Source organism: Leucobacter edaphi, from assembly GCF_016522535.1.
Taxonomy (GTDB): domain Bacteria; phylum Actinomycetota; class Actinomycetes; order Actinomycetales; family Microbacteriaceae; genus Leucobacter; species Leucobacter edaphi.
The window spans coordinates 60,782-75,275 of record NZ_JAEHOI010000007.1; the positions used below are offsets into that span (position 1 = coordinate 60,782).

Annotated in this window: 13 protein-coding genes; 6 read left to right on the forward strand and 7 right to left on the reverse strand. The window is 69.8% G+C overall.

Going from position 1 to position 14,494, the window contains the following annotated elements:
* The first annotated feature begins 164 nt into the window (after positions 1-164).
* Positions 165-350: a hypothetical protein gene (locus tag JD292_RS08480; protein WP_200132315.1), complete on the forward strand. Its 186-nt coding sequence runs from the start codon at positions 165-167 to the stop codon at positions 348-350.
* Between the two features lie 379 nt (positions 351-729).
* Here the strand turns inward: JD292_RS08480 and nucS are convergent, their stop codons facing one another.
* The 4 genes from nucS to JD292_RS08500 form a co-directional block, all read right to left on the reverse strand.
* Positions 730-1,422: an endonuclease NucS gene (gene nucS / locus JD292_RS08485; protein ID WP_200132316.1), complete on the reverse strand. Its 693-nt coding sequence runs from the start codon at positions 1,420-1,422 to the stop codon at positions 730-732.
* 102 nt (positions 1,423-1,524) lie between these two features.
* Positions 1,525-2,016, reverse strand: a complete 492-nt coding sequence (locus JD292_RS08490) for a hypothetical protein (protein ID WP_200132317.1) — start codon at positions 2,014-2,016, stop codon at positions 1,525-1,527.
* Positions 2,017-2,281: 265 nt separating this feature from the next.
* On the reverse strand, positions 2,282-3,622 hold the full coding sequence (locus JD292_RS08495) for an MFS transporter (RefSeq protein WP_369411204.1): 1,341 nt from the start codon (positions 3,620-3,622) through the stop codon (positions 2,282-2,284).
* Between the two features lie 67 nt (positions 3,623-3,689).
* The gene (locus JD292_RS08500; protein WP_369411211.1) at positions 3,690-4,994 is read right to left on the reverse strand and encodes an MATE family efflux transporter; all 1,305 of its coding nucleotides are present in this window, start codon (positions 4,992-4,994) and stop codon (positions 3,690-3,692) included.
* Between the two features lie 187 nt (positions 4,995-5,181).
* Between JD292_RS08500 and JD292_RS08505 the strand changes: the two genes are divergently transcribed.
* On the forward strand, positions 5,182-7,158 hold the full coding sequence (locus tag JD292_RS08505) for a M13 family metallopeptidase (RefSeq protein WP_200132319.1): 1,977 nt from the start codon (positions 5,182-5,184) through the stop codon (positions 7,156-7,158).
* A gap of 58 nt (positions 7,159-7,216) precedes the next feature.
* Positions 7,217-8,620, forward strand: coding sequence for a CoA transferase (locus JD292_RS08510; RefSeq protein WP_200132320.1), 1,404 nt, complete (start codon positions 7,217-7,219; stop codon positions 8,618-8,620).
* 96 nt (positions 8,621-8,716) lie between these two features.
* On the opposite strand, the gene JD292_RS08515 is transcribed toward JD292_RS08510, so the two are convergent.
* Complete coding sequence (locus tag JD292_RS08515; protein WP_200132321.1) at positions 8,717-9,712, reverse strand: hypothetical protein; 996 nt, start codon at positions 9,710-9,712, stop codon at positions 8,717-8,719.
* Positions 9,713-9,820: 108 nt separating this feature from the next.
* Complete coding sequence (locus tag JD292_RS08520) at positions 9,821-10,762, reverse strand: tRNA uridine(34) hydroxylase (protein ID WP_200132322.1); 942 nt, start codon at positions 10,760-10,762, stop codon at positions 9,821-9,823.
* Positions 10,763-10,895: 133 nt separating this feature from the next.
* Here JD292_RS08520 and JD292_RS08525 point away from each other — a divergent pair, with 133 nt between their 5' ends.
* Positions 10,896-11,705, forward strand: a complete 810-nt coding sequence (locus JD292_RS08525; RefSeq protein ID WP_200132323.1) for a MerR family transcriptional regulator — start codon at positions 10,896-10,898, stop codon at positions 11,703-11,705.
* Positions 11,706-11,724: 19 nt separating this feature from the next.
* Here JD292_RS08525 and JD292_RS08530 read toward each other — a convergent pair whose 3' ends face one another.
* On the reverse strand, positions 11,725-12,504 hold the full coding sequence (locus tag JD292_RS08530; RefSeq protein WP_200132324.1) for a FadR/GntR family transcriptional regulator: 780 nt from the start codon (positions 12,502-12,504) through the stop codon (positions 11,725-11,727).
* Between the two features lie 270 nt (positions 12,505-12,774).
* Here JD292_RS08530 and JD292_RS08535 point away from each other — a divergent pair, with 270 nt between their 5' ends.
* Together JD292_RS08535 and JD292_RS08540 are read left to right on the forward strand one after the other, a co-directional pair.
* A complete protein-coding gene (locus tag JD292_RS08535; protein ID WP_200132325.1) occupies positions 12,775-13,332 on the forward strand; it encodes a YbhB/YbcL family Raf kinase inhibitor-like protein in 558 nt (185 codons plus the stop codon).
* Between the two features lie 172 nt (positions 13,333-13,504).
* Positions 13,505-14,494 carry an ABC transporter substrate-binding protein gene (locus JD292_RS08540; protein WP_200132326.1) on the forward strand — a complete coding sequence of 330 codons (990 nt, stop codon included), beginning with the start codon at positions 13,505-13,507 and terminating at the stop codon, positions 14,492-14,494.

Below are 14,494 nucleotides of genomic sequence, written 5' to 3' on the forward strand. Positions count from 1 at the left end.
CGAGCCTAGCCGTCGCGGGTCGATCGCCGTGCGGTTCGCGCGGCCCCGGGGCGGCCGCTGGCGGGGCGAAGCGGCGGGGAGGCGAGATGCCCCGGCCTCAGGCCTCTGAGGAAGTTGCCCGCCTGGGCTAGATTTCGCGCGCGGTCTGTGCGTTACTGAGAGATATGAGCCCCAGTTCAGAGAACCAAAACGAGCATCAGCGCGAGCCCGAGGAAACCCTCGACGAGCCGGTGATGGACGGCGCAACGGAGCCCTTCGATGCCGACGCGGATCCGCGAAAGGGCGAAGACGACCCCGCCCTCATCCGCGACGTGGAGTCGGGCAAGCCGACGACCAATCCGTACGGCTAGCGCGCCCCGGCGCTGCCTCTGAGCGCGTGAGGCGGGCGACGGGGCGTCGGTCAGTCGTCAGCGCCCTGATCGGCGCTTGCGCACGCCACCTGCGCGATCGCAGGTTATCCTGATCGAACGCAGTTTCGGTCGGGTCGGGGGCAGTGTGCGAATCAGGGAGCAACTGGAGATCGCCTCAGCGGACGATCTCGACCAACGCGCCGACGCGGCCGCGGCGATCCGTGAGCTCGAGCAGCAGTACGAGCGCGGTGAGATCGAGACGCACGCGTATTTCCTCAAGAAACGCGCTCTCGTCAGGATGCTCTGAAGCGCAAAGAGCTCACCGCGAGGGAACCCGCCGGTTCGGGATTCCGGAGGCCCAGGTGCCGCGCCGAGATTCTCAGAACAGCGTGTTCTGGTCCTCCATGCCGCGCATCGCGTCGTAGTCGAGCACGAGGCATCGGATGCCGCGGTCCTCGGCGAGGGTGCGCGCCTGCGGCTTGATCTCCTGCGCGGCGAAGATCCCGGTCACGGGGGCGAGGAGGGGGTCGCGGTTCATGAGTTCGAGGTAGCGGGTGAGCTGCTCGACGCCGTCGATCTCGCCGCGGCGCTTGATCTCGATCGCGACGGAGGCGCCCTCGGCGTCACGAGCCAGGATGTCGACGGGCCCGATCGCGGTCATATATTCGCGGCGGACGAGCGTGTGGCCCTCGCCCGCGAGCTCGATCTGGTCGGCGAGGAGCTCCTGCAGGTGGGCTTCGACGCCGTCCTTGATGAGGCCGGGGTCGACTCCCAGGTCGTGCGTCGAATCGTGGAAGAACTCGTACACGGAGACGACGAGCCGGTCCGCGGTCTTTTTGTGCGTGACCTGCCACGCCTCCACGACACCGGCGGCTTCCTGATCCTCGTCGAGGTCGAGGGTCGCGAGCGAGCAGGGCGGGCTCATCCAGTTGAGCGGCTTGTAGGAGCCGCCGTCGGAGTGGACGAGGATCGAGCCGTCGCCCTTCAGCATGAGGACGCGCTTGGCGCGCGGCAGGTGCGCGGCGAGGCGTCCGGCATAGTCCACGGAGCAGTCTGCAACAACGATTCGCACCCGCACGAGTGTACCCGTCCCTGGTGGGCGGACGGTTCGAACGGCGGCCGGTCCCGCGGTCGAGATGAGGGGCTCGGCCCGGAGGTGAGGCGGCTCGGTGCGTTACGGACGGGGGAGTGAGTGCTGCAATCGCGCGATGAACTCGGCGGTTTCGTCGTCGTCGTTCAGGGTGACCAGGAACTTCTGCGAGACGAAAGTGAGCAGCACCGCCGTGGTCCCGCTCTGCATGGGGGTGAGTGCGCCGCTGCCGATCATTCGCGCGCCCGAGCCGGTCTGCCAGGGGTCGGCGGTCGCCTCAGCGACGCTTTCCAGTTCGTCCCGGGGAACTCGCCTGGTGAAATAGGGGAACCACTGGATCACCAGTGCACTGCCTTCGATCCGAAGCTGATGCCAGCTCAGGAGGAACGCGCACAGCATGGCCTCGACGAGGAGGAGCACGAGCCAGTCGCCGGGGAAGACCGCTGCCCCGAGGTCGAGGATCCTGGTCAGCGTGTAGGCCACGAGGACGCCGAGCATCGCGGCGCCGAGGAGTGCGCGCACCCAGCCGCCGAGATGAACTTTCGTGGTCTGCGAGGTGGTGGGCTGCTGGGCCATGGTTCTGCCGATCCTGCGGGTGGGGGTCGCCGGCGCTCGGCGAGGACCGCGATCGCCCGCGTGGCGCTTGGCCCGGACGACTGCAGGGGGGGAGGAATCGTTCCATCGGGAACGATTCCGCAGCAGCCGCCCGGATTCCCCATGTTACAGATGTCGTTTAATGATTGGGGAAATACGGCGTAATCCGGGGCGGGTGCCGAATCACGAGCCAAAAATCGCGGTATTCACCCCGGATCAGGACCGTTTCTGCACCGCCGACCGCCGCTCAGCGCCGCTGTGCGGCGGTCGCGTCCGGTTCACGGGCGCTGCCCGCGAAGACGATCGTGAGTACGGCGAAGCCGGCGAGCGGCCAGAACGCCGGCAGGAGTCCGAACTTCTCGCCGAGCAGACCGATCAGCATCGGTCCGAGGAGGAACGAGGTGTACGCGATCGCGGACACGGTGGCGACGCCGCGGATCGCGGTCTGCGGGTTGTCGGAGGCCGCCGAGATCCCGACCGGGAATCCGTACGCGCACCCCACGCCCCACAGCACCGCGCCGGCCACCGCGGCCCAGGAAGCGGGGATGAGGATCGTGATCGCGACGCCGGCGACCACGAACAGCGCGCCCCAGCGCAGCACCGCGACCCGGCCGAACGCCGGAAGCACCCACGTCCCCGCGATGCGCGAGAGCGTCATGGAGACGAAGAAGACACCGAGGATGAGCGTGGCCGTCGAGTTGGCGAAGTCGCGGCCGTCGGCGAGCGCGAGGGGCAGCCAGTCGGCTGCCGTGCCCTCCGCGAGACCCATGCTCATCGCGATCAGGCCGATGATCAGGATCCGAGGGTCGCGCCACGGGGAGTAGTCGCGCGCGGAAGAAGCAGCGGACGCCCCCGCGACGGGCCCGGACGCGTTTCCAGACGCGTTTCCGGCCGTGGTTCCCGCGACGGATTCGGCAGTCGATTCCGTCGCGGGCAGAGTGATCGGCCCGGTGTGCACGCTCGGATGCACCTCGGTGTCGGCGGTCTGCGGATCGGCGTTCGGGACGAAGCGGAGCGCCAGCAGGATGCCGGCAACGAGCGCGACGAAGATCACGCCCAGGTGCAGCGGGACGGGGATCCTGAGCGACTCGGCGAGCGCGCCCATGCCCATGGCGCCGACGCTGCCGAAGCTGTAACCGGCGTGGAAGAGCGGCATGCGGGACCTGCGGAGCGCGCGTTCGACGCTCGCCCCCGACACGTTCATCGCGACGTCGCCCGTTGCGAATGTGAAGCCGTACACGGCGAGGCAGATCGCTCCTGCGACCGGGAGATGCACCCAGAACAGGATGCTCGCGCAGGTCATGGCGAGGGCCTGGGCGACGATGCAGACCGCGAGCGACCGGGCGGGGCCGAGAATCGCGACCGTGCGACCGGACAGGATGAGGCCGATCACCGAGCCGACGGCGAGCGTGAGGCCGATCAGGCTCATCTCGAAGGTGCTCGCGCCGAGGTGATCGCGCACCGCGGGAAGACGGCCGAGCCAGCTGCCGAAGCCGACCCCCATGAGCGCGAATACGAGCAGGATCGCATTCGACCAGTTCCGGTTGCGGCCGCTGCCGGGGGCGTCGGGGTGGCGCGCTGTGGTCACGCGCTGAGTCTAGGGGACCGGCGACTCCGGGCGACAGTGGGGCATCGCAGCGGCGATCCGCGGCGGATCAGACGCCGAGCCGGATCCACCGGTCGCTCCGCGTGCGCAGCCCGAGCGTGACCGCGCGGGCCGCCATGAACACGATCGTGAAACCGGCCGTGAGCGCGACAAGGGCGGCCGTGCCGCTCGGCACCAGCACCGTGAGCGCCCAGAGCGCCGGGAGGTAGACGGCGAGGTTCACGAGGCTCGTCCAGGCGAGGTAGCGGGCGTCCCCTGCGCCCATGAGCACCCCGTCGAGCACGAAGACGAGACCCCCGAGCGGCAGGGAGACGCCCAGCACGAGGAGCGCGGGAGGCAGGATCGACAGCACCGCGGGATCGCTCGTGAAAATCCGCCCGAGGACGGGACTCGCCGCGGCCAGAAGCCCGCCGGCGACCACACCGAACACGATCCCCCAGAGCACCGTGCGGCGCACGATGATGCGGGTGCGCGCGGCGTCGCCTGCGCCGAGCGCGTCGCCCACGAGCGCCTGGGCCGCGATCGCGAGCGCGTCCAGGGCAAACGCCGCGGTCGAGAACAGGGTGAACACGATCTGGTAGCCGGCGGTTGCCGCCGTGCCGTGGCTCGTCGCCGCGAACACCGTGACGAGCAGCGCCGCCCGCAGGCCGACCGTGCGAACAAACAGCCAGCCGCCGCTGCGGCCCGCGTGGGCGAGGCCGCCGAGCTGCGGCAGGAAACCGGCCCCGTGCCGGCGGGCGTGATGCGCGATCACGAGCAGGTAGACCACGACCATGCTCCACTGCGCCGCCACGGTGCCCCATGCGCTGCCGGCGATCCCGAAGCCGAGGCCATAAATAAACCACCAGTTCAGCAGCGCATTCAGGGCGAAACCGATTGTGGCGACGAAGAGCGGGGTGCGGGTGTCCTGCAGGCCACGGAGGAGCCCGCTCGCCGCGAACACGACGAGCATCGCCGGGATCCCGAGACACGACACGGTCAGGTAGGCGAGCGCCTGCTTCGCCGTTGCGGCATCGACACCGAACGCCGCCACGAGCGGGGAGGAGAGCGCCCACAAGCCGAGACCGACGACCGCCCCGATGCCGAGCGCGAGCCAGAGCCCGTCGATGCCGGCCTGCACCGCCCCCCGCAGGTCGCCTGCGCCGCGGCGCCGGGCGACCAGCGGCGTCGTCGCGTAGGCCAGGAAGATCATCAGGCCGACAGCGGTCTGCAGTATCGCGCTTGCCACGGCGAGGCCCGCGAGCGGCCCCGCCCCGAGGTGGCCGACGAGCGCGGAATCCACCACGAGGAACAGCGGCTCGGCGATCAGCGCGCCGAGTGCAGGGACGGCGAGCGCGGCGATGCGACGATCGATCGCTCGCCGCTCGCCGCGACCGGCGGGCGCGTTTTCAGGCTGGACGGACCCGCCGGCGGGCTCGTCCGGCTCCGCGGCTGGGCCGTTCGTCGGCCCCCGCCCCGTGGAGGGTGGAATCTCGTTCACATTACTCACAGTATCTGGCACCCCGGACACTTCCGGAGGACGCGCAGATAGGGTGGAGCCCATGAGCAACGCCGCACCGGTCTCCGGAATCGATATCAGCGAACTCGACCCAGCGATCCGTCCGCAGGACGATCTGTTCACGCACGTCAACGGGCGATGGATTGAGCGCACCGAGATTCCCTCGGACAAGGCCCGCTACGGCTCCTTCGCCGTGCTCGCGGAGAACGCGGAGGAGGCGGTCCGCGACATCATCATGGGCACGGAGGCTCCCGCCGCCGGCGCCCCCGCCGAGCAGGAGGCGGACAAGGTCGCCGCGCTCTACGCGAGCTTCATGGATGTCGAGCGGGCGGACGCCCTGGGGGCTGAGCCGATCGCCGCGGACCTCGCGAGCGTGGCCGCGGTGGAGACGATCCCCGAGTTCGTGGAGCTCGTCGCACGCCTCGAACGCGAGGGCGTCGGCGGCTTCTACGGCATGTATGTCGACAACGACCCGGGCAACCCGGAGCGGTACATCGTCTTCGTGATGCAGGGCGGGATCGGGCTGCCGGACGAGTCCTACTACCGCGAGGAGCAGTTCGCCGAGACCCGCGAGCAGTATCGCGCGCACATCGCCCGCATGCTCGAACTCGCCGGCGTCCCGGACGCCGAGCGGCAGGCGGAGCTCAGCTATGAGCTCGAGCGCCGCATCGCCGCGACGCACTGGGACAAGGTCGCGAGCCGCGACATCCAGAAGCTCTACAACCTCCGCAGTTTCGCCGAGCTGCAGGAGCTCACCCCCGGCCTCGATTGGAAGGCCTACCTCGCCGCGATGGGTGCGCCTGAAGCCGCGTTCGCCGAGGTCGTCGCGGCGCAGCCCGAGGCGATCACGGGCCTCGCCGAGCTGCTCGTTCCCGCTGAGCTCGAGTCCTGGAAGGCCTGGCTGAACTGGGTGATCGTCCGCGGATCGGCGGCGCTCCTGTCGCAGGAGCTGTCGCGCGCGAACTTCGACTTCTACGGCACCGCGCTCACGGGCGCGACCGAGCAGCGCGAGCGCTGGCGCCGCGGCGTCTCCTTCGTGGAGGGCGCGATGGGCGAGGCCGTTGGGCGGCTCTACGTGGAGCGCCACTTCGACGAGGACGCGAAGGCGGCGATGGACGGTCTCGTCGAACACCTCATCGAGGCCTACCGAGACTCGATCCAGAAGCTCGACTGGATGGGCCAGGAGACGCGCGAGCGCGCGCTCGCAAAGCTCGACCGCTTCACCCCCAAGATCGGCTATCCCGTGAAGTGGCGCGACTACTCGGCGCTCGCCGCCGACGCGGGTGACCTGATGGGCAACGCGCGCCGGGTCGCCGAGTTCGACTTCCAGCGGGAACTGGGGAAGGTTGGCAAGCCGATCGACCGCGACGAGTGGTTCATGACCCCGCAGACGGTCAACGCCTACTACAACCCCGGCTTCAACGAGATCGTGTTCCCTGCAGCGATCCTGCAGCCCCCGTTCTTCGACAAGCGCGCCGACGCCGCGGCGAACTTCGGCGCGATCGGCGCCGTGATCGGGCACGAGATCGGACACGGCTTCGACGATCAGGGGTCCCGCTACGACGGCGACGGGCGGCTCACCGACTGGTGGACCGAGGAGGACCGGGCCGCGTTCGAGAGCCGCACGAAGGCCCTGATCGGGCAGTACGACGAGCTCTCGCCCGAGGGTGCCGACGGCCAGAAGGTCAACGGCGAGCTCACGATCGGCGAGAACATCGGTGACCTCTCCGGCCTCGAGATCGCGTGGAAGGCCTACCTCCGCTCGCTCGAGGGCGCGGAGCCTCCCGTGATCGACGGTCTCACCGGGGCCGAGCGCTTCTTCCTGTCGTGGGCGCAGGCCTGGCAGCAGAAGTCGCGGCCAGCGGAGACCGTCCGGCTGCTCACGATCGACCCGCACTCGCCCAACGAGTTCCGGTGTAACCAGATCGTCCGCAATCTCGCCCCGTTCCACGAGGCGTACGGCACGAAGCCGGGTGACGGACTCTGGCTCGATGAGGCGGAGCGCGTCAGCATCTGGTAGTTCGTCCTCGGACGCGGTGAGGAGGGAAGCCCTGATGGGTTCGTTTATCACTGCGCTGATGGCTGGGCTTCAGCCCGGACTCAGCTCTGATCCGGATCGGATCGCACTTCCCTCCCGCGTGCCGCTGCCCGCGCGCACGCGGACGGCCGAGCTTGCCGAAGACGCAACCGCCGCGCTCGCGCTCGCCATCGACGGGCTCCCGACCCGCCAGGAACGGCGCGGGCCGATCGACCTCGATCCCGAGCGGATCGGGGCGTCCTATCGCAGCGCGGCCCTCTTCCGGCGGGACGGCGAGCCGCCGAGTGTCTGGGATCCCCTCAGTGGGTTCTTCCGGGCGCGCGACGGCTGGGTACGCACCCACGCCAACTATCCGTGGCACGCCGAGTCCCTCGCGCGAACCCTCGGGCTGTCCGGAACCCGGACTCGGGACGCCGCGGCCGAAGCGATTGCCGACTGGCCCGCGAGGGAGCTCGAGCGCGCCGCATTCGCCGCAGGGGGGCTCGCCGTCGCAGTGCGCACCGCCGCGTCGTGGGCCGCCGAGCGCGGGCGCGCGTGGCCGCCGCCGGCGATCCGGCTTCGCCCTGTCGGAGACGCCCGGCCGTGGAGCGGCGGGACCGCTGCTGCACCGCTCGCCGGTCTACGGGTGCTCGATTTCACCAGGGTCATCGCCGGCCCGGTCGGCACCCGGGTGCTCGCCAGTCTCGGCGCAGATGTCCTTCGTGTCGACGCGCCGCACCGGCCCGAACCGCTGTGGCAATGGCTCGACACGGGGGAGGGAAAACGATCGGCGCTCCTCGACCTCGCATCGGCGGACGGCAGGCGGATCCTCACCGAGCTTCTCGCGGGGGCGGACGTGGTTGTCACCGGCGCGCGCCCGGGTGCGCTCGCGCGCTTCGGGCTCGAGCCGGAGCAGCTCGCCGAGCGCCGACCTGAGCTGATCCACGCGCGCGTCCGGGCATGGGGAGCGGACCCGGATCGTGCGACGCATCCGGGCGGCGATGGTGCGAGTCCCTGGTCCGACCGTCGCGGCTTCGACAGCCTCGTGCAGGCGGCGACGGGCATTGCCGTCGCCGAAGGGTCGGGCGGTCGCGCCGCGGCGTCTGGGGCGGATGTCACACCCGGGACGCTCCCCGCTCAGGCACTCGACCACAGTGCGGGTGCTCTGCTCGCCGCGGGCATCATCGCCCTGCTCGGTGCTGGGCGCGGGGGCACGGTCGAAGCGACCCTCGAGGGGTTCGCCGGGTTGCTCCTCGGGGCCCCGCTGCTCGCCCCGACCGAACTCTCGGAGATCGGGGACCCGGATCGGCTCGCGGGACCCGGATCGGTGGACGGTCCGCTCGGAACAGTCGCGATCGCGCGGCCGGCGTACCAGGCAGCGGGCGTCCCGGATCCGGGGCCGTGGGCTGGACGGCAGTTCGGAGAGGACCGACCGGCCTGGCGTGACGGGGCGGCGGGAGGATAACCGAAGCCCTCGGGGGAGACGATTCCCCCCCCCTGGGAAGCGCTCACGGGTTTTCCCTGGTCGCCTCAGGCGTTCACAGCGCCTCGGGATTCCCGGCTAGGCGGCGGCCGGCGATCCAGGATCGTCCGTTTGCTCCGGTCGCGGTGCGTACTGCGGAGGAGCGTACTGCGGAGCAGCGTACTGCGGCGGAGCGTACTGCGGGGGAGCGTACTGGGCCGGCGCCTGCAGCACGATCGTCTCGCGCGCCGGATCGCCGCGCTGTGCGGCCTTCTTCGCGGCCTGCTTGGCGAGACGGCTCGGCAGAATGAAGGACCGCTTCTTCGAGCTCTCGCCCGCCTCGGCCGCCGGGTCGCCCGCCGCAGCGGGATCCTCCCACGGGGTCGCCTCGAAACGCAGATGATCCGGCAGGATCAGCGGCGCGGGGCCGAACGCCTTGCGGGAGGCCCGCACGACACCGCGCCCGAGCAGGTGATTTCCCGTACCTCCGACGACGGCGCCGACGCCGTAGGGGATCGCCTTGCCGATCACCGAGGCGGTCCCCACTTTGGCGAGCCGCTTCACGAAGTCTGCTCGCAGCCGATCGAGCAGCGGCCCGACGGCCTGCCGCGGGAGCGACGAGGTGAGGAACTCTCCCCAGAACGCGTTCCGGCCAGGTCCGCCCGTCGCCTGTCCGGATACCTGCCTGAGCAGGGAGAGCCCCTCCTGACCGAGCATGAGCGTGAGCACGAGGGTCTGCGCCCGATCCGGATCCACGCGGGTAATCCCGTGGAGCTCGGTGACCGAGTGCGCGAACAGGGCGGTCGCCTCGACGAAGCCGACCGTCTCGGCACCCGAGATCGCGAGCGCGGTCGCCGTACCGACACCGGGAACGGCTGCCGCGGCGCCCACAGCACCGCCGCCCACCGTGACCGTCGTGAGGAACTGCCGCTCGAGCAGCCGCACGAGGTCCTCCGGAGCGGCGTTCGGTCGCTTCGCCGTTGCGCGCTTCACGTGCGCACGCACGAGCGGTCCCTGCACCACGAGCACGCGGTCGAGCGCGCGGTCGACGATCCGGGCCGCGACGCCGCTTTCGAGGGGTTTCTCCTGATCCATGCCCAAATGCTAAAACGAGAACCGTACGGCGCAATGCATGTTCGCCCACAGCGCTCAGTCGCTTCACAGGTGTAGCGAACGCGTGTTTGCCCCGCCGGGGGAGGCCGTTTACGCCGTGACGGTTTCGTGCGCGGGGCAGCCGGCCCCCGCGTGCGTCGCGCAGAGCACGAGTCGCTCGCGGCAGGACGGATCCGCGCAGTTCGCGAGCTGCTTCGAGGGGGCCTCGCACACCGCGCAGCGCCCGATCACCGCGGCGCCGGGGGCGAAGTCCATCGCCTCGCGCCCATCGAACACGGCGAGCGATCCTTCCCAGAGCCCGTCGTTTCCGAAGGCCTCGCCGTAGCGGACGATCCCGCCGTCGATCTGGTAGACCTCGTCGAAACCGCGCTTGCGCATCGCGGCCGAGAGGATCTCGCAGCGGATCCCTCCGGTGCAGTAGGTGACGACGGCGCGGCCCTTGAGTTCGTCGTAGTCGCCGTTCTCGATCTGCGAGATGAAGTCGTGGGTGGTGCGGGTGTCGGGGACGACGGCGCCGCGGAAGCGCCCGATCTCCGCCTCCCACGCGTTGCGCCCGTCGAAGAAGACGACGTCGTCACCGCGCTCGGCGACCAGGGCGTTCACCGCGTCGGGAGAGAGGTGTTCGCCCCCGCCGACAACGCCGTTCGCGTCGACCTCGGTCTCCTCGGGGATGCCGAACGCCACAAGCTCGTCGCGGACCTTCACGCTGAGCCGCGGGAAATCCTCGATGCGCTGCCAGGGGGCCGCGCGGTCGACGCCGTGCAGGAGTTCGGGTCGCGAGGCGATGAACCCGGAACCCTCGCTCCACTTCACCTCGAGCGAGGAGAACGGACCGTACTCGCGGGTGCGCCGCAGATACTGCTTGCACGCGTCGAGTTCCCCGCCCACGGTGCCGTTGATCCCGTGCTTCGACACGATGATCCGGCCGCGCAGTCCGAGCGACTCGCAGAGCTCACGCTGCCACAGGCGCACGGCGTCGGGGTCGGCGATCGGGGCGAACGCGTAGTACAGCAGGATCTTGGGCTCGGTCACCCATCCATCGTACGCGGCGGTGGGTTCGAGAGGGCGATCGCGGAAGGCTTGACCTTGACGTAACGTCAACTTCTAACGTGGCAGTGCCGGCCCGATCGAACGGGCCGGGAGCGACGAGACCGGAGGGACAGCGATGGAACACACCATTCAGCAGGTCGCCCGCGCGGCGGGCACGACCTCGCGAACGCTGCGTCACTACGACGACATCGGGATTCTTCCACCCACCCGGATCGGGGGAAACGGATTTCGCTACTACGACGAGCGAGCGCTCGTCCGGTTGCAGAGGATCCTGCTCCTCCGCGAGCTCGGGCTCGGGCTCACGGAGATCGGCCGGGTGCTCGCGGCGCAGGACGCCGATCGGCTCCCCACGGAGCGGGCGGAAGCCGCGGAAACGCGGATCCTCACCGACCATCTCGCGCTCCTCCACGACGAGCGGACCCGCCTCGAGGCGCGGATCGCCGCGGTGGAGCACACGATCGCCGCGCTTGCGGCGGAGGGAACACACCACACGAAGGAGACACTCATGACCGATCGAATGTTCGACGGCTTCGACCACGCGGAGCACCGCGAAGAGGTGGAGCGCCGCTGGGGCGGCGAGGCCTACCGCAGGAGCGACACCTGGTGGCGCGGCCTGAACGACACCGAACGGGGCGACTGGAAGTCCCGATCAGACGCATTGGTCGCGGCCTGGCGGGAGGCGGCAGAGGCCGGCGTCGATCCGGAATCGCCGCGCGCGCAGGAACTCTCGGCCAGGCACGTCGCCTGGCTGAGCGGAATCCCCGGGACGCCGGCGGGCGACGGCGGGGACCTGCGCGGCTACGTCCTCGGTCTCGCGGAGATGTACGTCGCCGACGAGCGCTTCGCCGCGAACTACGGCGGGGCTGAGGGAGCGGGCTTCGTGCGAGACGCCCTGCAGGCCTACGTCGCGCGCGAGCTGAGCTGAGCGCGCGTCTGAGCCGGCGTCAGGCGTTCGCCTGCTCCTGCGCCACTCGGGCGGAATCGATGCGCTGCTGCTGCTCGGGGGTGCGGGTGAGCGGCGGGACGACCTCGTGCTGATCGTTGACGATCACCACGTCGTGGTCGACGTGGTCCGCCATCGCGTGCACCGCGTCGATGAAGTCCTTGCGGCGGATCGCGTCGAGCACGCGCGCGTGGTCGCGCTCCATCTCGCTGCCCGTTGCCACATTGGCGAGGCGGCCGCGATGCTCCGGGGTGCGGAGCTGCTCGTTGATCCCCGCGTAGAGGGAGGCGAGGAGGCGGTTCTTTGCAGCGTCGAAGAGCAGCCGGTGGAAGCGGCTCTCGAAGGCCGACTCCTCGCCGTCGGCGAAGCCGAGCACGGGGCAGCGCGTGCAGCCGACCTCGTCCTCGGCGGCGTGCTCGAGCGCACGCACGTCTTCTTCGGTTCGATGCATCGACGCCTGCTGCGCCGCCTCGATCTCGAGGGCGCGGCGGTAGCTGAGGATCTCCTCGAGGGTGAACGAGGCGAGGAACTCGTTGAGGAGCGCACTCGTGGGGGCGGCGGAGCGCACGAACGTTCCGCGGCCGGGGAGCGTCTCGAGCATTCCGACGCTCGCGAGCGAGCGGACGGCCTCGCGGATGGTGGAGCGGCCGACGCCGGTCGCCTCAGCGAGCTCGGGCTCGATGGGGATGCGGCTGCCCACGGGCCACTCGCCCGTCGTGATGTTGCGGCGCAGGTAAGTGAGCGTGGCGCGCGCCCGCTCGGACCCCGTCGTCATTGCCATGATCACCCCGTACTTCCGTCGGGCGCGGGTGCGCCCGGCTGAACCGCAAGTATATCGAGGGAGGACGAACGGAGCGTGGCCGTACGGCACACAATGGCGAGCCCGATACCGTGTGCTGCGGAGGCGAAGGTCCGGTATCCCGGGCCGCATCCCGCGAGCGGCCTCGATGAACGACCTGGCAGGGAGTGAGCGCTGGCCGTAGGCTTGAGGCAGGCACACCAGCCTGATTCGACCACGTGAAACATCATCAACAACGGAGTGAGGAGTTCCATGTCGCAGCCGAACCCAGGCCGAGGCGCACTCAACCCCTATGCGGGAATGCGCCAGGTGCCGAGCTTCACCCTGACCAGCACCGACATCCAGGACGGCGAGCCGCTGCCGGCTGAGACCTACGGTGAGGGCGCCGGCGGCGCGAATCAATCGCCCCAGCTCCAGTGGCACGGCTTCCCCGAGGAGACCCGGTCCTTCGTGGTCACCTGCTTCGACCCGGATGCCCCGACCGGATCCGGGTTCTGGCACTGGGCGGTCGCAAACATCCCCGCGAGCGTCACCGAGCTCGCGGCGGGGGCGGGCGCCCCGGGAAGCGAACTGCTTCCCGCCGGCGCGACGACCCAGCCCAATGAAATGCGTGAACCCGCGTTTACCGGCGCTGCCCCGCCCGAGGGCACGGGCGTGCACCACTACTGGTTCGTCGTGCACGCGCTCGACGTTCCTGAGATCGAGATCGACCCGCAGGCCACACCGGCGGTGCTCGGTTTCCTCATGCGCGACGCGGTGATCGCCCGTGCGATTATCGTCTCGACCGGGGAGTTCGGCGGAGCCGCCTAAAAACCTCCTCGGATTGGGAGACCGTTCGCAACGGCTGGATCACGAAGCCGTCCGCGGTTTGGGCGATCCGGTCTGCTCCGGTCTACCATTCTGGAATCGGCGGTTATTCATGCCGATTTCTCAGTTCGCCGCGGAACTCGCGGCGACCGCCTCTGCATAAGGATCGATACACATGCGACAGACCACGTTCCGCCGCCGCGCACTCGCCATCGTCGGCGTTGCCGCCGCCGCCGCGCTCACGCTGGCCGGCTGCTCTTCGGAAGGAGACACCCAGAGCGTCAAGATCGGGATCAGCCAGTTCGTTCAGCACCCCGCGCTCGACGCCGCAACCGCCGGATTCAAGAAGGCCTTCATCGATGCAGGCTATGTCGAGGGCAAGACCGTCACCTTCGACGTGAAGAACGCCAACGGCGAGCAGGCCACCGCCGTCACGATCGCTCAGGGCTTCGCCACGAGCGACAATGACCTGATCCTCGCCGTTGCGACGCCTGCGGCCCAGGCTGCCGCGCAGGCGATCACCGACAAGCCCATCCTCTTCACCGCGGTCACCGACCCGGTGGCCGCCGAGCTCGTGAAGTCCGACGAGAAGCCCGGGGCCAACGTCACCGGCACGAGCGACCTCGCGCCCCTCGAGGACCAGCTGAAGATGATCAAGCAGATCAAGCCGGACGCCAAGAAGATCGGCATCGTCTACGCCTCGGGTGAGGTCAACTCCGAGGTGCAGGTCAAGGCCGCCAAGGAAGCCGCGAAGGGGCTCGACCTCGAGATCGTCACCAAGACCGTCACCACGGCGAACGACATCGCGCAGGCCACCGAGGCCCTCGGCGATGTCGACGCGATCTACGTCCCCACCGACAACATGGTCGTCGCGGGCATCGGCTCGCTCATCCAGGTCGCCGAGGCGAAGAAGATCCCCGTGATCGGCGCCGAGTCCGGCACGGTCAAGGGCGGCGCCGTCGCGACGCTCGGCATCGACTACACGAAGCTCGGCGAGCAGACCGGCAAGATGGCGATCAAGATCCTGAAGGACGGCGGCAAGCCGGCCGACACCCCCGTCGAGCTCTCGAAGGACTTCGCGTACGTCGTGAACCCCGAGGCAGCGAAGCGCATGGGCGTCGAGATCCCCAAGGAGATCCTCGACAAGGCCGAAACCATCAAGTAA

Bases quoted from the DNA above. Each gene is read 5' to 3' on its own strand.
- JD292_RS08480 (WP_200132315.1), top strand. From the start codon at position 165: ATGAGCCCCAGTTCAGAGAACCAAAACGAGCATCAGCGCGAGCCCGAG.
- JD292_RS08490 (WP_200132317.1), bottom strand. From the start codon at position 2,016: ATGGCCCAGCAGCCCACCACCTCGCAGACCACGAAAGTTCATCTCGGC.
- JD292_RS08505 (WP_200132319.1), top strand. From the start codon at position 5,182: ATGAGCAACGCCGCACCGGTCTCCGGAATCGATATCAGCGAACTCGAC.
- JD292_RS08510 (WP_200132320.1), top strand. From the start codon at position 7,217: ATGGCTGGGCTTCAGCCCGGACTCAGCTCTGATCCGGATCGGATCGCA.
- JD292_RS08515 (WP_200132321.1), bottom strand. From the start codon at position 9,712: ATGGATCAGGAGAAACCCCTCGAAAGCGGCGTCGCGGCCCGGATCGTC.
- JD292_RS08525 (WP_200132323.1), top strand. From the start codon at position 10,896: ATGGAACACACCATTCAGCAGGTCGCCCGCGCGGCGGGCACGACCTCG.
- JD292_RS08530 (WP_200132324.1), bottom strand. From the start codon at position 12,504: ATGGCAATGACGACGGGGTCCGAGCGGGCGCGCGCCACGCTCACTTAC.
- JD292_RS08535 (WP_200132325.1), top strand. From the start codon at position 12,775: ATGTCGCAGCCGAACCCAGGCCGAGGCGCACTCAACCCCTATGCGGGA.
- JD292_RS08540 (WP_200132326.1), top strand. From the start codon at position 13,505: ATGCGACAGACCACGTTCCGCCGCCGCGCACTCGCCATCGTCGGCGTT.